This window comes from Streptomyces sp. NPDC028314, assembly GCF_055565795.1.
The window spans coordinates 270,178-290,228 of record NZ_JBVHTP010000001.1 but is presented as its reverse complement, the minus strand read 5'-3'; the positions used below and the strand labels follow the sequence as shown (position 1 = coordinate 290,228).

Below are 20,051 nucleotides of genomic sequence, written 5' to 3'. Positions count from 1 at the left end.
GCGGAAGCGATCCGGCCGCCGTTAGACTTGTGCGTCGGTCCGCGCCGACCGTGCCCGCCTAAGAGGGAAGAGCGTGCCTTCACCCAACCACCACCAGCACCACTGCCCGCCGGGCCCCGGCGGTGAGCACTCGTTCTTCACGTACGAGGACGACGCGGCGTGGGCCGATGCCGTGGTGCGGTTCGTGAACAAGGGCCTGAACAGCGGCCAGCGCGTGCTCTACAGCGCGGACCGTACCGGGCCCAGCGCCGTCATCGACGCCCTGCGCAACGGCGGGATCGACGTGGAGACGGCGCAGCACAGCACCCTGCTGAGCGTCACCAGCGGCGAGGGTTCCTATCTCCACCGGTCCCCGTTCGACCCCGACCGGGTCATCTCGCAGTACCGCACGGCCTGCGCCGAGGCCCTCGCGGACGGACACCAGGGCCTGCGGGTGGTCGGCGAGATGTCCTGGTCGACGACGGACACCCCCGACCTCGACCGGGTCCTGGAGTACGAGCTGCTGCTGGACCAGGAGGTCTACGCGAAGCTGCCCCTGACCGGCCTGTGCCTCTTCGACCGGCGCCTCGTCCCCCACCAGGCCACGGAACTGCTGGCCAGGGCCCACTCCATCCGCAAGGGCGGCCGACGCACGCGCGCGGGCGAGGCCGAGCGCGTACGGGCCACGCTCGCCGCGACGCCCCTGCGGGACCGCCCGGGCGCACGGCTCACCGGCAGCGGCGACATAGACACCGGCCACCTCCTGCACACGGCCCTGGCCGCGGTGACCCGGATGCCCGGCCCGGTCGTCCACCTCGAACTCTCCGACGTGGCCTTCCTCGACATCAACGCGGTCGTCGCGCTGGTACAGGCGTCGGCCGCGCTCAGCGGGCAGGGCCGGCGGCTGCTGCTCCACAACCCGCCCCACTCGCTGCGCAGGGTCGCAGAGCTGTTCCCGGACGAATGCGCCGCGCTGGAGGTCGCAGCATGATCGACACGACTTCCTCCGCGGCCGTCGATCCTGCGGCGTTCGTCCACCCGGCCCTCTTCTACCAGGGCCCGGACGAGTACGCGGCCGGGGTGGGCGGCTTCGTACGGGCCGCACTGGCCGCCGGCGAACCGGTCCTCGTCGCCGTCCCCGGATCGCGCCTGGAGGAGCTGCGCCACGACCTCGGCGCGGACGCCGACGCCATCGACTGCGTGGACATGACGGAGCTGGGCCGCAACCCCGGGCGCATCCTGGCCGCCCTCCAGGGGTTCGCCGACGAGCACCAGGGCCGGGCCGCCCGGATCGTGGGCGAGCCCATCTGGGCCGGCCGTTCGGCGGCCGAGGTCCTGGAGGCCACCCGCCACGAGGCGCTGATCAACACCGCCTTCGCGAACCGGTCCGCGACCATCCTCTGCCCGTACGACACCAGCGCCCTGCCGCCCGAGGTGGTGGCCGATGCCCGGCGCACCCACCCCACCCTGATCGAGAACGGCCTCGATCTCCCCAGCCCCGGCTACACGGACGCGGCGGTCGTCTGCGCGGACTGCGACCTCCCGCTGCCCGAGCCCTCCTCCGAGGCCCTTCTCGTCGACTACGCGGGCGGCCGGCTGGCCCAGGTACGCGAGCACGCGGAAGCCTGGGCCCGCCGGACGGCCCTCGACCCCGCACGGCGCGGCGACCTCGTGCTCGCCGTCAGCGAGGCCGCCGCCAACTCCGTCGCCCACGGCGGCGGGAAGGGCACCCTGCGGCTGTGGACCACCCCCGGCGGTGACGTCGTCGCGGAGATCAGCGACAGCGGCCGGCTGGCCAACCCCCTCGCCGGACGCCGCCGCCCCTCCCTGGCCTCCGGCAACGGCGGACGCGGGCTGTGGATGATCCACCAGCTCTGCGACCTCGTCGAGATCAGGGCCCTCGACACCGGGCTCACCCTGCGCCTCCACATGGCGATCGGATGACCGGGATGAGCGGGTCCCAACCCGACCGGCCCCCTGTAAGGTCGGACGCGAGACAGGCGACGGACACAGTGCATCGGAAGGCTGAAGTGGGAACTCGGGACCAGAAGGACGGCGATGTGCCGCCCGCCGCCGACGCGACGGCCGGGTCGCGCAGAGCGGAGCTCCGCCCCAGCGAGACGGGCGCCGTGGTGTGCGCGCTCGCGGGTGATCTCGACCTGGACGGTCTGAGTGCGGTCCAGCCCGTCCTGGACGAGGCGCTCCGGTCGGGCACGCCCCGCCTGGTGATCGACCTGTCGGGGCTGGGCTTCTGCGACTCCTCGGGCCTCAACCTGCTGCTGAGCGTGCGCCTCGAGGCCGAGCGCGAGGGCATCGCCCTGCGGCTGGCCGCGCCCACCGAGCAGCTGTCCAGGCTGCTGCAACTCACCGGCGCGGACGGCGTCTTCGTCATCGTCCCCACCGTCGCGGACGCCCTCGCCTCGCGGTGAGGCGACGTACCTTCGACTCCTCGGGCCCGCCCTGCGCGAGGCCCGTCCCGTCGGCTCGGCGGCATACCAGGTGTTCTTGGGCACAGGACGGGTATGCGCGGGGTCCGGGACACCGGCAAAGGCCGGATCCGGGTTCGCGCCGGCAGAGCAGCGGGAGCGCGCCATCAACGAGAAGTGCAGTGCCAACGGGGGTGAGACCACAGTGACGTCCATCGGACCGGAGACCGGCGATCCGCTGCGCGGGGATACCAGGGCCTTGACGCAGCGCCGTCGCCTGGCCCTGCGCGGGACCGGCGGTCAGGTCGCCAAGGGACGCGACTTCGCCCGCGAGGCCCTGCGCGACTGGGGATGGGACGGGAGCGAGACGGCCGAGGACGCGCTGCTCGTCGTGTCCGAGCTCCTGACCAACGCCGTGATGCACGCGGGGGGTTGCCACGAGCTCGTGGTCATCGCCGCGGGGGACACCCTGCGCATCGAGGTCTTCGACGGCGCCACAGCCCTGCCCGCCCCCCGCCCCAGGCAGCAGAGCGGTGTCCCCGGCGGCCACGGACTGTACATAGTGAAGCGGCTCTCGGACCGGTGGGACGTCTTCGTCCATCCGCACGGCAAGGCGGTCTGGGCGGAGATCGACGCCGTCCGTCTGACCAGCGGCCTGCCCGCACCGGGCCCGCTGCCGGCGTCCGGCGCCCTCCCGGGCGCCTAGGGAGCCGAGGACCGCCGGAGAAGGGCCGCCTCGACCCGTTTCCCTGCTCAAGGCAGGGGAACACGGCGTCAATGAGTAACCGACGCGGCACATCCGCGAGACGCGGCCGCCTCCTGCTGCTGTTGCCGGTGCAGGTGGTTTCACTGGCCGGGCTGGGCCTCCTGATCACCGTGGTCCTCGCGGACCGGTGGCCCCTGTCGGCCGAGGACGGCGTCAACCGCCTCCTGGCCGAGCGGCGCGGCCCCGCCGCCACGGAGATCTCGGAGTGGCTCTCCCTGCTGGCCGGCACCCAGAGCGTGATCGTACTGACCCTCCTCTGCGTGATCGCGCTGCTCGTGGTGCCACGCGTGTCCTGGCGGCCGGAGGCGGTGTTCCTGGCCGTTTCGGTGGCCGCGCAGTCGGCGGTGTTCCTCCTGGTCACCCTCGTCGTGGAGCGGCCCCGTCCCGACGTGCCGCACCTGGACCTGGCGCCGCCGACCTCCAGCTTCCCCTCCGGGCACGTCGGGGCCTCCGTCGCGCTCTTCGGGGGGCTGGCCACGATCGCCGCCACCCGGCTGCGGGGCGCCCTGCGGTACGCCGTGACCGCCCTGCTGCTGCTCATCCCGCTGGCGGTGGCGCTCTCCCGGGTGTACCGGGGGATGCACCATCCCTCCGACGTGGTGGCGGGCCTGCTCAACGGCGCCTGCACGCTGCTGCTCGTGGGATCCGCTCTCCTGCCGCCGGGCCCGTCGGCCGGGGAGCCCGCGGCGGAGCCCGACGAGGACGCCGCCCCCGGCAGCCTCCCCAAGGCCCGTGGCACCGCGGACGGACCGGCCGCCGGGGGCGGCCACCCCGTGGCGGTCCGCGCCGTGGTGGTCCGCCATCCGCACGGGTGCGGTGAGGAATTGGCCGGGCAGGTGCGCGCCCTCCTGCACCGCCACGGCTACACCGACCAGCAGTGGACGGAAACCACCGCCGAGGACCCCTGCGGCGGCCTCGCCGCGCGGGTCACCGGCGCCGGCGCCGACCTGGTCGTGGTGTGCGGCGGGGACGGCACGGTACGCGCCTGCGCCGACGTACTGGCCGGCACCGGCATCCCCCTGGCGATCACCCCCTGCGGCACCGGCAACCTCCTCGCGCGCAACCTCCGGCTGGACTCCGACCCGCTCGCGGCGCTCGAAGCCGCCCTGTCCGGGGAGAGCGTCGGCATCGACGTGGGCCGGGTGCGCGGGGACGGCCTCGCGCCCACCCGCTTCACGGTGATGGCCGGCGCCGGACTGGACGCGGCCATGGTCCAGGACGCCTCCGCCCGGCTCAAGGAGCGCCTGGGCTGGCCCGCGTACGCCGTCTCGGCGGTGCGCCACCTCATGGACCCCCGGATGCGGCTGTCGATCCGGCTCGACGGGGGAGCCGTGCTGGAGCGCCGGGCCCGCATGGTCGTCATCGGCAACGTCGGCACCCTGCAGGGCGGCCTGCCGCTCCTGCCGGACGCCCGCCCCGACAGCGGACGGCTGGAGGTGGTGCTGCTCGACCCCCGGGGCCCCGCCGGCTGGCTCGCGGCGGCCGGACACCTCGTGTCCCGCCGGGCGGCCGGCGGCGCGCCGGCCACCCCCGGACGGCCGGACCGGCCCGTGGCCGGAGGCGCACTGGAGTACTTCAGCGCCGCGCGGATCGACATCCGCTTCGCCAGGCCGCAGCCGCGCGAGCTCGACGGCGACGTGGTCGCGGCCGGCCACCGGCTGACCGCCGAGGTCGAGCCGGGCGCGCTGCTGCTGTGCCTGCCCCCGCGCCCGGCGACCGGCGCGGGGACCGCGCCGCACGCCCGGGCGCAGGGAGCCACCTTCACCGCGGGCGGCTGAGTTCCTCCGCGCGATGCGCGCGCAGACGTAGACGTAGACGTACAAGGGGTTGGGACGCACATGGGCACCGCCACTCGGGTACCGCAACGCAGCGAAGTAAAGGCAGTCGAGGCGGAGTTGGAGGTACAGGGCGAAGAGCTGTCCGGCGAGGAGGCGTGGGCCGCCCTGCGCCGGTACGGAGGCTGGAGCCTCGTCCGGGACGCCTTCGTCAGGTTCCGCTACGCCGACGGCTTCAGCCACTCCAGGGCCCTCGCCCTGCAGACGGTCCTGTCGATCGTCCCGCTGGCCATCGCCGTCATCGGCCTGTCCAGCGTCCTGCACACCGAGGACATCGGCCGGCTCGCCGAACTGACGATCCGCCGACTGGCCAGCGGGCCCAGCCAGGACGTCGTGGACGACGCCCTGGAGCAGACCCGGCGCCGGACCGGGGACGCGGGCGAGGCCGCCCTGTGGCTCGGCCTGCTGTTCTCGATCGTCAACATCACCACCGGCCTGTGCCAGGTGGAGCGCGGCGCCAACCGCATCTACGGGGTCGAGCGCGACCGCCCGTTCCTGCACAAGTACACCCGCGGGCTGGTCATGGCGGTGCTTGCGGGCCTGCCGCTGGGGCTCAGCTTCGCGGTCACCGTCCTCGGCGCCGACCTCAGCCGCGCCCTGGCGGAGGTCTACCACCTCGACCCGGCCACCATCCGGGTGTGGGACCTGCTGCGCTGGCCCGTCGGCGTCCTGCTGGCGATGCTGGCCACGAGTGCCATATTCCGCCGCTCGCCCCGGCGCACGCAGCCCGGATACACCTGGCTCGCGTACGGGGCCACCGTCTACCTGGTGCTGTGGCTGCTGGCCACGTGGGGCCTGAGCCTCTACGTCGGCGCCAGCGGCTCCTTCACCACCGTGTACGGGCCGCTGAGCGCGTTCATGTCCCTGCTGCTGTGGTCCTACCTCACCTCGCTCGCCCTGTTCCTGGGCCTCGCGTTCGCCGCCCAGCTGGAAGCCGTACGGGCGGGCGTGACGGCTCCGGTCATGGCGGATCCAGGCGTCTGACCTGGCCGCCCGCCCCTGCGTACGGCCGCCGACCCCTGCGGACGAGCCGTCACCACCCCCCCATACGAAAGGAGACGCGGCGACGATGGCACTGCGCATCATCCGACTGCGCCGGATCTTCGCCCTGCTCGTGTCCGGTCGCTCCGGGCCGGACACCAGGTTCGGGGTGCGGCTCGTGACGACCGCGGCCGCCACCGCCCTGGTGGCGGTGCCCTTCGCACTGGCCCTGGTGCTCGTCGAGTCCCAGTGGGCGCCGCTGCACCGCCTCGACCAGGGCACGGCCGACCGGCTCCACCGCAGCGCGCTCGGCCATCCCGGCTGGGTACGGGTCCTCGACTTCCTCACCCAGATCGTGTGGGGGCCCTTCACCATGCGCCTGCTCGTGGCCGTGCTGGTGGTGTGGCTCCTCGTACGCCGCGCCCTGCGGCTGGCCGCCTGGGCGGCGGTCACCGCGACGGCCGGGGGACTGGTGGGCCTGCTGGTGAAGAACGCCGTCGAACGGGCCCGGCCCCACCTGCCCGATCCCGTCTCCCACGCGCCCGGCTTCTCCTTCCCCTCCGGACACGCCATGGCAGCCACCACGTCCTGCGCCGTCCTGCTGCTGGTGCTGCTGCCCCTGGTGCCGCGTGCCTGGCGGCCGGCGGCCTGGGCCCTGGCCGCCCTCACCGTGCTGGGCGTGAGCTACACACGCGTCGCGCTCGGCGTGCACTGGGTGAGCGACGTGGTGGGCGGCTGGCTGCTCGGCCTGGCCGTGGTCACCGCGACGACCCTGGCCTTCGAGGCCTGGCGCAGCGACATCGGGCGCGCCCGCACCACACCGGCCGAAGGTCTGGAACCCGAGATCGCGGCGGCCGATCCCGAACCCCCGGTCGATGTGGCGCGGCGGTGAAACCGCCTCAGCCGGCCAGCGCCGCCGACACCACGCTCCGGGCCTCCTCCTGGACCCGGGCCAGGTGCTCGGTGCCGAGGAAGGACTCGGCGTAGATCTTGTAGACGTCCTCCGTGCCCGAAGGACGTGCGGCGAACCAGGCGTGTTCCGTGGTCACCTTGATGCCGCCGATGGGCGCCCCGTTGCCGGGAGCCTCCGTCAGTACCGCGGTGACCTGTTCCCCCGCGAGGGAATCCGCGGTCACCTGCTCGGGAGAGAGCCGGCCCAGTACGGCCTTCTCCTCGCGGCTCGCGGGGGCGTCGATGCGGGCGTAGGCCGGCTCCCCGAACCGCGCGGTCAGTTCCGCGTACCGCTCGCTGGGCGTCTGCCCCGTCACCGCGAGGATCTCCGACGCGAGCAGCGCCAGGAGGATGCCGTCCTTGTCGGTGGTCCAGGCCGAGCCGTCGCGGCGCAGGAACGAGGCCCCGGCCGACTCCTCGCCCCCGAATCCGAAGGTGCCCGCGGCCAGGCCGTCCACGAACCACTTGAAGCCGACGGGTACCTCCACCAGCTCCCGCCCGAGGTCGGCGGCGACCCGGTCGATCATCGCCGAGGACACCAGGGTCTTGCCGACGGCCGCGTCCGCGGGCCACTCCTTGCGATGGGCGAAGAGGTAGGCGATGGCGGTCGCGAGGTAGTGGTTGGGGTTCATCAGCCCGCCGTCGGGCGTCACGATGCCGTGCCGGTCGGCGTCCGCGTCGTTGCCGGTCGCGATCTGGAACCGGTCCGCGCGCTCGATCAGCGATGCCATCGCGTAGGGGGAGGAGCAGTCCATGCGGATCTTGCCGTCCCAGTCCAGCGTCATGAACCGCCAGGTGGGGTCGGTGAGCGGGTTGACGACGGTCAGGTCGAGGCGGTGCTCCTCCGCGATGCGGCCCCAGTACGCCACGGAGGCGCCCCCGAGCGGGTCGGCTCCGATCCGCACGCCCGCGGCGCGCACCGCGTCCAGGTCGAGCACGGACGGCAGGTCGTTCACGTACGTACCGAGGAAGTCGTACCGCGCGGTGGTCGGCGCGGCCATCGCCCGCGCGTACGTCACCCGCCGTACGTCCTTCAGGGCGCCCGTGATGATCTCGTTGGCGCGCTCCTCGATCCAGCCGGTGGCCGAGGAGCCGGCCGGGCCGCCGTGGGGCGGGTTGTACTTGAAGCCGCCGTCGGCCGGCGGGTTGTGCGAGGGGGTGACGACCACGCCGTCGGCGAGGGCAGAGGAGCGGCCCCGGTTGTGGGTGAGGATGGCGTGGGAGACGGCGGGCGTGGGGGTGTATCCGTCGGCCGGGTCGATGAGCACGGTGACCCCGTTGGCGGCGAACACCTCGAGGGCGGTCACCCGGGCCGGCTCCGACAGGGCGTGGGTGTCGGCGCCCAGGAAGAGCGGACCGTCGATGCCCTGGCGGGTCCGGTACTCGCAGATCGCCTGGCTGGTCGCGGCGATGTGGTCCTCGTTGAAGGCCGTCGCGAGCGAGGATCCGCGGTGCCCCGAGGTCCCGAAGCTGACGCGCTGGGCGGGATCCGCCGGATCGGGGCGCAAGGCGTAGTACGCGGTGACCAGCCGGGGGACGTCGATCAGATCGTCCGGCTGTGCCTGCTGGCCCGCTCGCTCGTTCGGCATCCGCCGGCTCCTCCGTGGCTGGTCGAGGGAACGACACGGGTGGGGGTCACCCGGTCCGATGACCCGGCCGGCCCGCGGTGCACGGGTGCGGCCGGCCGCGCCATCGTCCGCCCAGCCTTCCCCGCAGCGGCGCCGCCCACTCCTGGGGGCGGGGGAGTCCCGCCGCCGCGCCCGGCGGCCGTCCGGGATTCCACCGTCCGCAGGGCACCCGCCCGGCCCAAGGGGTCAGGGGATGTCCTGTCCGGTGGTCCACGGCGCCGGGCCCGTCCCGGCGGACCAGTCGGCCAGCGCCTGCCCGTCGAAGCAGAGGATCCCGCACTGCTCGGCGTACTCGGCGGCCGGCCGGGTGAAATCGCCCGTGGTCACGACGGCCGCGATCTGGGCCTCGTGCACGGCGTAGCAGGTGCCGCCGAAGCGCTGGACGTCCTGGGAGCCGACCTTGTTGGTGGGTCCGTAGCGCTTGCACTGGATGACGACCCGGCGGCCGTCCGGGGCGGTGGCGAGGACATCGGCGCCGAGGTCCCCGGCGCCGCCGACGACGCGTACGTCGCGGCACCCGTCGCGTTCGCACAGATCGGCCACGGAGCGCTCGAACGCGTCGGCGTCGAGCCGGTCGTAGTCGACCCGTCCGGCCTCTGCGTCGACCCGTCCGGCCTCTGCGAACCGGGGCTCGGGCTCCGGTTCCGGCTCCGCCGCTGCCCGTACCGCGGTATCGGCCGCGCACTGGAGGGCCCGGGCGGTCCGCCGTGCGGCCCTGCGGACCCGCAGGCGGCGCCCGGCGCGGCCGGAACAGCCGGCGAGTACCAGAGCGCCCAAGGCGGCCAGGGAGGCGACGGCGGGATGCTCGCGGGCCGCTTCGGCCAGTACGCGCACGGTGAGGGCCGCGCCGTACACCACCAGGGCGGCGATGACGAACCACCACGCGGTGGTCCGCGTGCTGAACGCGCGCCGGCGTCTCGCCGGGCCCGTGCCTCGGGCCGAGATACTCATGTGTGTGGACCCCCCACGTCAGTCTCAAGATCGTTCCTGACGTGTGCCCCCGAGGGGCCCCTTCAAGCGGTCCGCACCGGATCACGCCCTGTAGCAGGCCCTGTCCGCGGGCTGCGGAGCGATCCGTCCCGGCCGCCGTCAGCGGGGGAGCAGGGCGTGGATGGTCTTGCCGGTTCCCGGTCCGGGGGTGATGGCCACGACCGGGGCGAGCCTGCGCACGATGTGCCACCCGAACCCGCCGGCGCCTCCGATCAGGTCCGGGCGACGCTCCTGAGGCAGGGCGGGGCTGGGATCGCTGACGGCGACACGGACGGACTGCGGGCTCGCGCTGAGGCGCAGGGTGTAGTGGCCGCCGCCGTGCCTGAGCGCATTGGTGGCGAGTTCGCACACGATGAGCGTCAGGGCGTCGGTGTCCGGTTTGGGATCGAGGGTGTCCGCGAAGGCCCGCGCGATGTCGCGGGCGCGGTGGACACCGGAGAAGCTGTCGTCGTCGATGACCAGGGTCTGGCCGTCCTCCGGCCGTGGCGCCATGTCGTTCATGCGCCCACACCCCGTCCAGGGACCGTGACGAGGATGGGCACCGCGGCGAGGTTCATGTTCCTGCCTTCCGTCTCGGGTACCGGTCGGGTACTGACTGCCTGTCACTACGTCGTGTAACCGGCATTCCGGGCAGTAAACACGGTGGGTGATAGCCACCTGGAGACCCGCCGGGACGGCCGGTAGGGGCGCGGCATCCCACTAGGGGAGGGGTGTTTGAACGATCAAAGTGGCGGGGGGTTAGCATATGAGCGCCGCCTAGCTCGAAAGATAAACCTGTGACTGTCAACGAAGACTCGTTCACCAATTGGACCCACCGCGAGGAGATCGCGGAGTCGATGATCCCGATCATCGGGAAGCTGCACCGGGAGCGGGATGTAACGATCCTGCTTCACAGCCGCTCCTTGGTGAACAAGTCGGTGGTCAGCATCCTGAAGACCCACCGATTCGCCCGGCAGATCGACGGCGAGGAGCTCTCGGTCACCGAGACCCTGCCGTTCCTGAACGCGCTCACCACGCTCGACCTCGGCCCCTCCCAGATCGACATCGGGATGCTGGCCGCGACGTACAAGAGCGACGAGCGCGGTCTCTCGGTGGAGGAGTTCACCGCCGAGGCCGTCGTCGGCGCCACGGGTGAGAACAAGATCGAGCGCTGCGCCCCGCGCGACGTCGTCCTCTACGGATTCGGCCGCATCGGCCGCCTCGTCGCCCGCCTCCTCATCGAGAAGGCCGGTTCCGGCAACGGCCTGCGACTGCGCGCCATCGTGGTCCGCCAGGGCGGGGACCAGGACATCGTCAAGCGCGCCTCGCTGCTGCGCCGCGACTCCATCCACGGCCAGTTCCAGGGCACGATCACCGTTGACGAGGCGACCAGCACGATCATCGCCAACGGCAACTCGATCAAGGTGATCTACGCCAACGACCCCTCCGAGGTCGACTACACGGCGCACGGGATCAAGGACGCCATCCTCATCGACAACACGGGCAAGTGGCGCGACCGCGAGGGGCTGTCCAAGCACCTGCGCCCCGGCATCGACAAGGTCGTCCTGACCGCCCCCGGCAAGGGCGACGTCCCCAACATCGTCCACGGCGTCAACCACGACACCATCAAGCCGGACGAGCAGATCCTGTCCTGCGCCTCCTGCACCACCAACGCCATCGTGCCGCCGCTCAAGGCCATGGACGACGAGTACGGCGTCCTGCGCGGCCACGTGGAGACCGTCCACTCGTTCACGAACGACCAGAACCTGCTGGACAACTACCACAAGGCCGACCGCCGCGGCCGCTCCGCGCCGCTCAACATGGTCATCACCGAGACCGGCGCGGCCTCCGCCGTCGCCAAGGCGCTGCCCGACCTCAAGGCGCCGATCACCGGCAGCTCGATCCGCGTCCCCGTCCCGGACGTCTCGATCGCCATCCTCAGCCTGCGCCTGGGCCGCGAGACCACCCGCGAGGAGGTCCTCGGCTACCTGCGTGACGTCTCGCTGCACTCGCCGCTCAAGCGCCAGATCGACTTCACCACCGCCCCCGACGCCGTCTCCATGGACTTCGTCGGCTCGCGCCACGCCTCGATCGTCGACGCCGGGGCGACCAAGGTGGACGGCGACAACGCCATCCTCTACCTCTGGTACGACAACGAGTTCGGCTACTCCTGCCAGGTCATCCGGGTCGTCCAGCACGTCTCCGGGGTCGAGTACCCGACCTACCCGACTCCGGCGGTCTGACCCCGGCAGTCACTTCGCAGCGCAGTCCCGGAAGGCGGGGCGGCGGTGGGCGGCGATCGACCCCTCCGGGGGTCCGGTCGCCCGCCCGCCGCGGCCCCGCCTTCCGGCGTCCCGGGCGGGGGACTCAGCCGAGCGCGTCGAGCAGCTCGCGCTCGCGCTTCGCGCTCAGACCGGCCCGCCTGTCCCGGTCCAGACCCTGCTCGCGCTCCCAGCGCAGGGTGTCGGCCACCAGCTCCGCGCGGGGCCGGTGGCGGAGCCCCGCCGCGCGTGCGGCGGACCCGCTCCGGGCGGAGGCCCCCTCCCACCCCGGTTCCACCAGCCACATCGGCAGCGACCCGGTTCCCATGTATTCGGCAACGCCCTTGGCCAGCAGCCAGGCCGAGTCGGCGGCGACCACGGGACCGGTGTGCCCGCCCGCGGTGCGGGACAGCTCGATCCACTCCCCGAGCGGAACCACCGGACCGACGGCGTCGTAGGTCCCGGTGGTACCCGCCTCCGCGGTGTCGAGCAGCCAGCCGGTGAGGTCCCGTACGTCGACGGCCTGTGTGGGCAGGGCGGGCGCGTCGGGCACCAGCATCGGCCCCTGCGGATCGCGTGCGGCGCGGGTCGCCCAGTAGCCGGTCCGTCCGGTGTGATCGCCGGGTCCGCCGATGAGGCCGGCCCGTGCGATGAGCAGGCGGTCGCCCACGGCCGCCCGCGAGGCCTCCTCGCAGGCGGCCTTCGCCTCGCCGTACAGCGCGCGGTCGACCTCGCTCAGAGTGGTCGGGGGGAGGAGGGCCGCGGACTCGTCCGCGTCCAGGGCGGCGTGGGAGGCGTAGGCGCTGACGGAGGAGACGTAGGTCCAGTGCCGCGCCCGGCCGGCGAGGGCGTCGAGGGCTCCGCGCACGAAACCCGGCTGCCACGACACCTCGACCACCGCGTCCCAGGTGCGGTCGAGCAGTGGCGCGTACGCCGAGGGGTCGCGCCGGTCGGCGGCCACCAGCCTGGTCCCTTCCGCCGCCCGTCCGCTTTCGCCCCGGGCCAGGCACGTCACGCGATGCCCGCGCTCCACCGCCTGCCGCGAGATCTCCCGGCCCACCCATGCCGTTCCGCCCAGCACCAAGATTTCCATTCCCGTACCCAAGCACCGCGAGCGCGCGCGGCCCAGACGGGTTCGCTGACGGCGGACCTCCGCTGCACGCGTCGTACGGCACCTGGGGGCGGCGTGAGCGCTCAGGCCGCCGGCGTACCCGTGCCCGGCGTACCTGTGCCCGGCGAACCCAGGGCGGCGACCGCCGCCACCAGCCGGTCCCAGAACAGGTCCGTACGCAGCCCGACGGCGACCCGGGCGTTCACCGGCCGGCCCAGCTGCCCGTGGAGGTCGACCACGGTGGCCCCGCGGGTGTGCCGGCCGTGCAGCTCGACGGCCACGTACGCGTCGACGCAGGCGACGATGCCAGGATCGATGACGCGGGCCACCGCCACCGGGTCGTGGACCGGGGGTGCGGGGAAACCCCACAGCCGCCGGTAGGTGCCCGCGAAGTAGCGCAGCAACTCCACGCAGATCCGGGCGAGTTCCGTGTCCAGCGCCTCGAAACGGGCCAGCACCTCGGGCGTGGCGAGGGCCTGATGGGTGACGTTCAGCCCGCACATGGTCACCGGTACGCCGCTGCGGAAGACGATGTCCGCCGCCTCCGGGTCCACATGGATGTTGAACTCGGCGGCCGGGGTCCGGTTCCCCCGGTCAGTCGAACCGCCCATCAGCACGATCTCCTTGATGTGGCCCGCCACTTCGGGGTGGCGGGTCAGCAGCAGGGCGATGTTCGTCAGCGGCGCGGTCGGTACGAGCGTCACCGGCTCGGGGTGCCCGGTCAGGGTCCGCCGGAGGAGCTCCACGGCGTGCTCGGGGACGGCCGCCACGGTCGGCGCGGGGAACCGCGGGCCGTCGATCCCCGACACGCCGTGCACGTCCTCGGCCACCTTCAGCGGCTCCACCAAGGGGTGCGCGCACCCCGAGGCGACCGGTACGCCGGTGATGCCCGCGACCGTGCACACCCGGAGGGCGTTGAGGGTGGTCTTGTCCACGGTCTGATTGCCCGCCACCGTGGTCACGGCCAGCAGGTCGACCGCGGGATCGCCCGCCGCCAGCATGATCGCGAGGGCGTCGTCGTGCCCGGGATCGCAGTCGATGATGATCGGAACGGCCAACGTCGGCCACCTTTCCTCGGCCCGCCGGCACGGCGGACAGCCCTGGTCTGTCGCCCTGGTCCCAGTGTGCTCCCTCGCACCCGTCCGGCGGCCCACTCGAACCGGCCTTCCGGCGCGAGCCGACCGCCACCGGCGGGGAGACCGGCTGCGGGACCCCGGACCGCCCCCTCGCGGCGCGGGCGCGGCGGCCGCCGGAACCGCCCGGTACCAGCTGACGGACCGCCCGGTACCAGCTGACGGACCCGCCCCGATACCAGCTGACGGGCCGCCGACACCAGCCGCCGGAACCGCCGGCGCCACACGTACGGCCGCCCCCGCAGACCGCCGCCCGGCCACCGGTACCGCCCCCCCGCCACCGGCCGGCCGACGGGCCGTCACCGGACGCTCCGTCACCCCATCGGTGCGCCCGCCTCGCGCGTCCCCCGCCCATCGCCCAGGGTGATGATCATCGGCTGTCCCGGCCCGCCTTCCCGGAGGCGTCCGGCCACGCACTCACTCTCCCTGCTCGGAGGACCTGTTGCACACCCCGCCCTCCCCGCTCTCCCCGCACCACCCCACCCGCCGGACCGTCGTAGCCGCGGGGGCCTGCGCGGCGGCCGCGCTCGCCGTCGGGACTCCCGCCGCCGCGGCCACCGCCGCCACCCCCGTACTTCCCCGGGCCATGCCTCCCGCGGCGCCCCGGGCCGCGGCCCAGGACCTTCCCCTGCGCGCCGACACCACCACCCAGGGCGACATCCTGGCGGGCTTCCGCAAGGACCACGTCTGCCTGCTCCTCGTCCACTTCCACCGGGCCGACGGGGCCCGCCGATGGCTCGGCGGACTGCTGCCCGAACTCTCCACCACCGATCAGGTCGCCCGCTTCAACACCGACTTCAGCCGGGCGCGCAACCTCCGCGGCGGCGTCGACCCGACCACCATGTCCGTCCTGTGGACCGGCGTGAGCCTCACCCACCCCGGCCTGAGCCTGCTCGCGGGCAAGGACCCCTTTCCGGCCGTCCCCGCGGGCAGCACCGCCGAAGCCTTCCGCGAGGGGCCGGCAGCCCGCGCCGAGCAGCTCGGCGACACGGGGGCCAGCGCCCCCGGCTCCTGGCTGTTCGGCGCGGCCGAGGACGACGTGCACGCGGTCCTCACCCTGGCCGCCGACGACTCCGGGCGCCTGGCCGAGGCGGTCGACCGCCACCGCGAGGCACTGGACCGGGCCGACGCCGCGGTCCTCTTCCGCCAGGACGGCGCCACGCTCCCCGGCGACCTGCGCGGGCACGAGCACTTCGGGTTCCTCGACGCGATCAGCCAGCCCGGAGTACGCGGCTTCGACGCGGCCGACCCCGGGAACGCGGCGACCGTACAGGGCAAGCCCGGCACCCGCCTGGTGCCCGCGGGCGAGTTCCTGGTCGGGCACGAGCGGGTCGGAGGGCGCCCCGCAGGTCTGCCCGCCTGGGCCACCGGAGGCTCGTTCCATGTCGTACGGCGCCTCGCGCAGGACGTCCCCGGATGGTGGAACCAGGCCGCCGAGTGCCTCGCCGCACTCAAGAAGTCCGGCGCGGCGCCCGCCGACGCCGACCCCACCTGGCTGGCCGCCCGCATGATCGGCCGGTGGCCCGGCGGGGCTCCCGTCGCCACGTGCCCGGCCGCCGAACGGGTACCCGTACCCGGCCAGGACATCGACGGCGCGCTCGACTTCCACGACGACCTGCAGGGGTGGGTCACGCCGCTGTTCTCGCACATCCGCAAGAGCAACCCGCGCGCGGGTCTCACGCCGGCCCCCAGCCGCCCGGCCGAGCCGGCCGCCAAGATCGACTCCCGCCGCATCATCCGGCGCGGCATCCCCTTCGGCCCCCCGCACCTGCCGGCGTCCGGCTCGCCCGCCGACGGGGACGACGGCGCCTCGCGCGGGCTGCTCTTCGTGAGCCACCAGGCCGACCTCGTCGAACAGTTCGAGTTCATCGCGAAGCGCTGGGTCAACGAGTCGGACTTCCCGCCCGGCCGGCACCCCGTCACGGGCGCGGACCCGGTCATCGGACCCGGTTCCGCGGCCGCCTTCGAATCCCCCTCCGCGAGCGGCGGCCGCGCCACCACCCTCGCCTTCCAGCGGTACATCCGCACCGAGGGTGCCGTGTACGCCTTCACGCCCTCCCTGCCCACCCTGCGCGCCCTGGCCGCGGGCGACCTGGACGATGCCATCGAAGTCCACCCCGGGACGGTGCTGCGCCCCGGCGACACCCTGGACGCCGGAACGGTCCGCCTGAGTCTGGAGACCACCGGCGACCTGGTCGTCCACGACGGTGACGGCCGGGCCGTGTGGCACACCGGGACCGCCGGCACCGGAACCGAGGCGCGCTTCACCGCGGACGGCGAGCTCACCGTCCTCACCGCGGCCGGCACGTCGGCCTGGTCCTCCCGGACCGCCGGCCACAAGGGCGCCCGGCTCCTGATCCGCCCGGCGGGCGAGGTGGTCATCACCCAGGGGGGCAAGAACCTCTGGCGCCTCTCGCGAAGGGGCCAGGAGCGAGGGGGCTCGGTCTGGGGGACGTCCGGGGGCTGAGACCCCGAGCGGTGCGGGGCCGCCCGCACCGCAGCTGTTCCGCGCACCGCACGAGGGGAGGACCCCGGCAGGGGTCCTCCCCTTCTTCGCGCCCGGGGGCGGCCGCCGTGCTCCGTGTCCAGCCGTGCTCCGTGACCGGCGTTGTCAGTGGCCGCAAGTATGTTCAGCCGTGTCCCGCCGATGTGGCGCGGAAACCCCCTCGGTGCATAGGAGATGGTGCGTTGTCAGATTGGGAGAGGTCGAGCACGGCGCGGGTGATTCCGCCCGCACGGCCGCGCAAGCTCGCCAAGGTCCCGTTCGTCGAGCTGGCCGACGGACGCTTGCAGGGTGTGGTGTCCAGCGGCTCGGACATAGAGCGGGTCTACGTCTCGTCGGTCGCGGCCGGCAGCTACGCGTACACCTGCAGCACGAACAACAACCGGCCCTGCGGCGGCGCACGGGGAGGGTTCTGCAACCACATCCGGGCCCTGATCAGCGAGGCGGTGCTGCAGTACGGCGCCGTGCGCGTCGGCCGCTACCTGCGGGTCGAGACGGTGGCGGGGGAGCCGAGCGCGCAGACCGTCACCGCCGGCATGAGCGACACGCGGCCGGCGCCGGGGGACTCCAAGGCGGCCGCCCCGGTCTTCATCCGGTTCCTGCGCCACCTGGCCTACCTGGAACTCGCCCCGACCACCGCTCCGTTGCCGGAGATGCAGTGGTTCCCGCCGACCAGGTCGGTGGCGTGATGCGCGCCGATCTGCTGGGCGAGTCCATCGCCGGGCTCGACGAAGCACTGGCGGCCGTCGACTCCTTCGACCGGGCTCTCGTATCGGGCCTGCTCCGCCCCCACCCGGACAGGGCCGCCGAACTGGCAGAGCTCGCCGACGCCGTCGCGGGGACACCGCTCGCCTCCAGGGTCGCCGAGGCGGCCGCGAAGGCGGCGGGCGCAGCCGCGGGCGAGGACGACTTCCTCGCCCTCGCCGCCGCCCGCATCGCACTGCTCGGCTCCGTTCACGACGCGCTGATCGCCCGCGTCGAGGAGGCGACCGGCCGGGGACACAGCGGCGAAAGCCTTCCGGTGCCCGGCGGGCAGCAGGGCGTCAACCTCCTCGTGGCCGCCCGCGCCTGGCTCTGCGAGCTGGCGCGCTGCGGGTGGCAGGGCATCGACCACGACGTGGTCTCCGGGGCGGCGCAGGTCGTCTCGGCGATGCTCCCGGATCCGGCCCTGCGCCGTCTGGCCACGCTCCTCGACGGCTTCGCCGCCGAACTCGCCGCGTCGTGCCCGGGCGCGGCGCTGGAGATCGTCCCGGCCCGCCGCTGGGCCGATCTGTGGTCGCGGGCGATGCTGCTGACGCTGCCGGGTGCGGCCGACGTGCCCGTGACCGGCACGGCCACCGGCCGACTGCTGCCCCTCGGCGTCGACCTGCACGAACACGCCACCGCCGTACAGGCGCAGGTGCACGCGGTGTTCGAGCCCGCGGACGGCGCCGCCCCCGTCCTGGTGCGGGCCGGCGTGTCCGTGCCGAAGCCGGACACCGTCGTCGGGGCCGGCCTCTGGCAGCTGCTCCGTCCGCACATGTCCCTCCTGGCGGCCTTCAGCGAGGGCCGCGCGATGGCCCTCGCGGACATGCCGATCACCGCCGAGGGCGACCTGATCTGGAGCGACGAGCACGCCCGCCCGAGCGAGCCCGCCGACGCCTTCACCACCGCCCGCGTGGCGCTGCCCACCGCGACCGTCCTGGCCACCGCCGCCCTGGACCGCCACCCGGCGCGGATCGCCGTACCGGTCTTCCTGGAGGGCTATGCCGCGCAACAGGAGGAGGACGACGCCCTGACGCTGACGGTCGCCGGGCACCGGCTGGCCGTCGACGCCGACCGCGTTCCGACCGCCGGGCCGCTCACGCCCGAAGCCGTCACCGCGTCGAACGCGTGCATCGGCCTGCTCCGCTGGGACGCCGGGGCGTACCGGATCCAGCCCCTCGCCGTCGAAACCACCGTACGGAAGAAGGCCGTCGCGATCCACGCCGGAGCGTGGGCCGGAGGTACTGCCGACAAGGCCGGGACCAAGGCCGAGAAGGCCGCCACCGACGCCGCGTCGGTACTGCGCGAGCGCGCCGGAAGGCTGTTGCGGAAATGACCGGACCGAACCCCCTGCCGACCGCGGACGACAACCGCCGGCAGGTCCTGTACTGGCGCCTCCTCGCCCGGCTCTTCGACCCGGAGGAGCAGCCGACGCTGGAATCGGCGAGCCTCGCCGTCGTCGAGGACACCGGCCTGCCGACCGCACTCCTGGACCCGCAGGCCTCCGTCGACTCGATCGTGCAGCGCCACCCCGAGCTGGCCGCCGAGTTCGACGGCCTGATGGTGCCCGAGGCCGAGGCCGGCTCCGAGCCGGACGCCGAAGGCGACGGCGCCGGCGGGCGGGACCGCGCCGCCGAGGTACGGCGCGCGGCACTGGTGTCGAAGGTGCTGCTCAACGTCTACTCCTCCCCCTCCGGCACCGTCACCGCCGGACAGCTCTCGCGCTGGCAGTCCGACGCGGGCTGGCTGGAGCGGGCGCTCGGCTGCAAGCCGGGGGAGCTGCGCGGCGGCCGCGCCGGCGGGCGCGGCGTCAGCCCGACGGGCACCGGCGGCCGCGGCACGGCACCCGACCTCGGCCGGCTGATCCCGGAGATCGGCCCGGAGCTCGGCGCCATCGAAGCGGGCCTCGTCAAGCGGATGCGTCTGCGCGAGGTGCTCTCCGACCCCAGGCTCGCCGCGCAGCTCACACCGAGCATGTCGCTGATCGAGCAGTTGCTGCGCGACAAGGACAACCTGTCGGGCGTGGCACTGGCCAATGCCAAGGCCCTGATCCGCCGCTTCGTCGACGAGGTCGCCGAAGTACTGCGCACCCAGGTGGAGAAGGCCACGGTCGGCGCCCTGGACCGCTCGGTCCCGCCCAAGCGGGTCTTCCGCAACCTGGACCTCGACCGGACGATCTGGAAGAACCTCACCAACTGGAGCCCCGAAGAGGAGCGGCTGTACGTCGACCGCCTCTACTACCGCCACACCGCGCGCAAGACCACCCCACAGCGGCTGATCGTGGTCGTCGACCAGTCGGGCTCGATGGTCGACTCGATGGTCAACTGCACCATCCTGGCCTCCATCTTCGCGGGGCTGCCCAAGGTGGACGTCCACCTGATCGCCTACGACACCCAGGCGCTCGACCTCACGCCGTGGGTGCACGACCCCTTCGAGACCCTGCTGCGCACCAACCTCGGCGGCGGCACCGACGGCACGGTCGCCATGGCACTGGCCCAGCCGAAGATCGCCGAGCCCCGCAACACCGTCGTGGTGTGGATCTCGGACTTCTACGAATGGCGCTCCGAGCCGCTCTTCGAGAGCATGGCCGCCATTCACCGCTCGGGGGCCAAGTTCATCCCGGTCGGCTCGGTGACCAGCTCGGGCCGCGGCAGCGTCAACCCCTGGTTCCGAGAGCGGTTCAAAGACCTCGGTACGCCGGTCCTCTCCGGCCACATCCGCAAGCTCGTTCACGAACTCAAAACTTTTCTCGCTTAGAAAGGCC

Annotated in this window: 17 protein-coding genes; 12 read left to right on the top strand and 5 right to left on the bottom strand. The window is 73.5% G+C overall.

All coding sequences use genetic code 11. The features are described 5' to 3' along the window. The first annotated feature begins 73 nt into the window (after nucleotides 1-73). From ACZ4TG_RS01380 to ACZ4TG_RS01350, 7 genes are all read left to right on the top strand, one after another. Nucleotides 74-970, top strand: a complete 897-nt coding sequence (locus ACZ4TG_RS01380; protein WP_468159253.1) for an MEDS domain-containing protein — start codon at nucleotides 74-76, stop codon at nucleotides 968-970. Beyond that, a complete protein-coding gene (locus ACZ4TG_RS01375; protein ID WP_468159252.1) occupies nucleotides 967-1,923 on the top strand; it encodes an anti-sigma factor RsbA family regulatory protein in 957 nt (318 codons plus the stop codon). Before ACZ4TG_RS01380 ends, ACZ4TG_RS01375 begins: the two co-directional genes overlap by 4 nt. Nucleotides 1,924-2,009: 86 nt before the next feature. Further along, complete coding sequence (locus ACZ4TG_RS01370; protein ID WP_468159251.1) at nucleotides 2,010-2,408, top strand: STAS domain-containing protein; 399 nt, start codon at nucleotides 2,010-2,012, stop codon at nucleotides 2,406-2,408. Nucleotides 2,409-2,610: 202 nt separating this feature from the next. Then, nucleotides 2,611-3,111: an ATP-binding protein gene (locus tag ACZ4TG_RS01365; protein WP_468159250.1), complete on the top strand. Its 501-nt coding sequence runs from the start codon at nucleotides 2,611-2,613 to the stop codon at nucleotides 3,109-3,111. Nucleotides 3,112-3,182: 71 nt separating this feature from the next. Beyond that, entirely contained in the window at nucleotides 3,183-4,949 is a 1,767-nt protein-coding gene (locus tag ACZ4TG_RS01360; RefSeq protein WP_468159249.1) for a bifunctional phosphatase PAP2/diacylglycerol kinase family protein, read from the top strand. A 60-nt stretch (nucleotides 4,950-5,009) separates the two neighbouring features. After that, entirely contained in the window at nucleotides 5,010-5,990 is a 981-nt protein-coding gene (locus ACZ4TG_RS01355) for a YihY/virulence factor BrkB family protein (protein ID WP_468159248.1), read from the top strand. Between the two features lie 85 nt (nucleotides 5,991-6,075). Next, on the top strand, nucleotides 6,076-6,879 hold the full coding sequence (locus ACZ4TG_RS01350) for a phosphatase PAP2 family protein (RefSeq protein WP_468159247.1): 804 nt from the start codon (nucleotides 6,076-6,078) through the stop codon (nucleotides 6,877-6,879). 7 nt (nucleotides 6,880-6,886) lie between these two features. Here ACZ4TG_RS01350 and pgm read toward each other — a convergent pair whose 3' ends face one another. The 3 genes from pgm to ACZ4TG_RS01335 form a co-directional block, all read right to left on the bottom strand. Continuing rightward, nucleotides 6,887-8,527, bottom strand: coding sequence for a phosphoglucomutase (alpha-D-glucose-1,6-bisphosphate-dependent) (gene pgm, locus ACZ4TG_RS01345; RefSeq protein WP_468159246.1), 1,641 nt, complete (start codon nucleotides 8,525-8,527; stop codon nucleotides 6,887-6,889). A 225-nt stretch (nucleotides 8,528-8,752) separates the two neighbouring features. Beyond that, nucleotides 8,753-9,517 carry a restriction endonuclease gene (locus ACZ4TG_RS01340; RefSeq protein WP_468159245.1) on the bottom strand — a complete coding sequence of 255 codons (765 nt, stop codon included), beginning with the start codon at nucleotides 9,515-9,517 and terminating at the stop codon, nucleotides 8,753-8,755. A 138-nt stretch (nucleotides 9,518-9,655) separates the two neighbouring features. Then, on the bottom strand, nucleotides 9,656-10,057 hold the full coding sequence (locus ACZ4TG_RS01335; protein ID WP_468159244.1) for an ATP-binding protein: 402 nt from the start codon (nucleotides 10,055-10,057) through the stop codon (nucleotides 9,656-9,658). Between the two features lie 275 nt (nucleotides 10,058-10,332). Between ACZ4TG_RS01335 and ACZ4TG_RS01330 the strand changes: the two genes are divergently transcribed. Next, nucleotides 10,333-11,778, top strand: coding sequence for a glyceraldehyde-3-phosphate dehydrogenase (locus ACZ4TG_RS01330; protein WP_468159243.1), 1,446 nt, complete (start codon nucleotides 10,333-10,335; stop codon nucleotides 11,776-11,778). Nucleotides 11,779-11,902: 124 nt separating this feature from the next. Here ACZ4TG_RS01330 and ACZ4TG_RS01325 read toward each other — a convergent pair whose 3' ends face one another. Continuing rightward, nucleotides 11,903-12,889 carry an NAD-dependent epimerase/dehydratase family protein gene (locus ACZ4TG_RS01325; RefSeq protein ID WP_468159242.1) on the bottom strand — a complete coding sequence of 329 codons (987 nt, stop codon included), beginning with the start codon at nucleotides 12,887-12,889 and terminating at the stop codon, nucleotides 11,903-11,905. 101 nt (nucleotides 12,890-12,990) lie between these two features. Next, entirely contained in the window at nucleotides 12,991-13,965 is a 975-nt protein-coding gene (locus ACZ4TG_RS01320; protein ID WP_468159241.1) for a nucleoside hydrolase, read from the bottom strand. Between the two features lie 517 nt (nucleotides 13,966-14,482). Here ACZ4TG_RS01320 and ACZ4TG_RS01315 point away from each other — a divergent pair. The 4 genes from ACZ4TG_RS01315 (at nucleotide 14,483) to ACZ4TG_RS01300 (ending at nucleotide 20,044) form a co-directional block, all read left to right on the top strand. Further along, a complete protein-coding gene (locus ACZ4TG_RS01315; protein ID WP_468159240.1) occupies nucleotides 14,483-16,507 on the top strand; it encodes a Dyp-type peroxidase in 2,025 nt (674 codons plus the stop codon). A 254-nt stretch (nucleotides 16,508-16,761) separates the two neighbouring features. Beyond that, nucleotides 16,762-17,232: a hypothetical protein gene (locus ACZ4TG_RS01310; protein WP_468159239.1), complete on the top strand. Its 471-nt coding sequence runs from the start codon at nucleotides 16,762-16,764 to the stop codon at nucleotides 17,230-17,232. Further along, complete coding sequence (locus ACZ4TG_RS01305; protein ID WP_468159763.1) at nucleotides 17,232-18,623, top strand: hypothetical protein; 1,392 nt, start codon at nucleotides 17,232-17,234, stop codon at nucleotides 18,621-18,623. The genes ACZ4TG_RS01310 and ACZ4TG_RS01305 overlap by 1 nt, the downstream gene beginning before the upstream one ends. After that, nucleotides 18,620-20,044, top strand: coding sequence for a vWA domain-containing protein (locus ACZ4TG_RS01300; RefSeq protein WP_468159238.1), 1,425 nt, complete (start codon nucleotides 18,620-18,622; stop codon nucleotides 20,042-20,044). The genes ACZ4TG_RS01305 and ACZ4TG_RS01300 overlap by 4 nt, the downstream gene beginning before the upstream one ends. Nucleotides 20,045-20,051: the final 7 nt, after the last annotated feature.

Bases quoted from the DNA above. Each gene is read 5' to 3' on its own strand.
- ACZ4TG_RS01350 (WP_468159247.1), top strand. From the start codon at position 6,076: ATGGCACTGCGCATCATCCGACTGCGCCGGATCTTCGCCCTGCTCGTG.
- ACZ4TG_RS01300 (WP_468159238.1), top strand. From the start codon at position 18,620: ATGACCGGACCGAACCCCCTGCCGACCGCGGACGACAACCGCCGGCAG.
- ACZ4TG_RS01305 (WP_468159763.1), top strand. From the start codon at position 17,232: ATGCGCGCCGATCTGCTGGGCGAGTCCATCGCCGGGCTCGACGAAGCA.
- ACZ4TG_RS01340 (WP_468159245.1), bottom strand. From the start codon at position 9,517: ATGAGTATCTCGGCCCGAGGCACGGGCCCGGCGAGACGCCGGCGCGCG.
- ACZ4TG_RS01375 (WP_468159252.1), top strand. From the start codon at position 967: ATGATCGACACGACTTCCTCCGCGGCCGTCGATCCTGCGGCGTTCGTC.
- pgm (WP_468159246.1), bottom strand. From the start codon at position 8,527: ATGCCGAACGAGCGAGCGGGCCAGCAGGCACAGCCGGACGATCTGATC.
- ACZ4TG_RS01335 (WP_468159244.1), bottom strand. From the start codon at position 10,057: ATGAACGACATGGCGCCACGGCCGGAGGACGGCCAGACCCTGGTCATC.
- ACZ4TG_RS01325 (WP_468159242.1), bottom strand. From the start codon at position 12,889: ATGGAAATCTTGGTGCTGGGCGGAACGGCATGGGTGGGCCGGGAGATC.
- ACZ4TG_RS01355 (WP_468159248.1), top strand. From the start codon at position 5,010: ATGGGCACCGCCACTCGGGTACCGCAACGCAGCGAAGTAAAGGCAGTC.
- ACZ4TG_RS01360 (WP_468159249.1), top strand. From the start codon at position 3,183: ATGAGTAACCGACGCGGCACATCCGCGAGACGCGGCCGCCTCCTGCTG.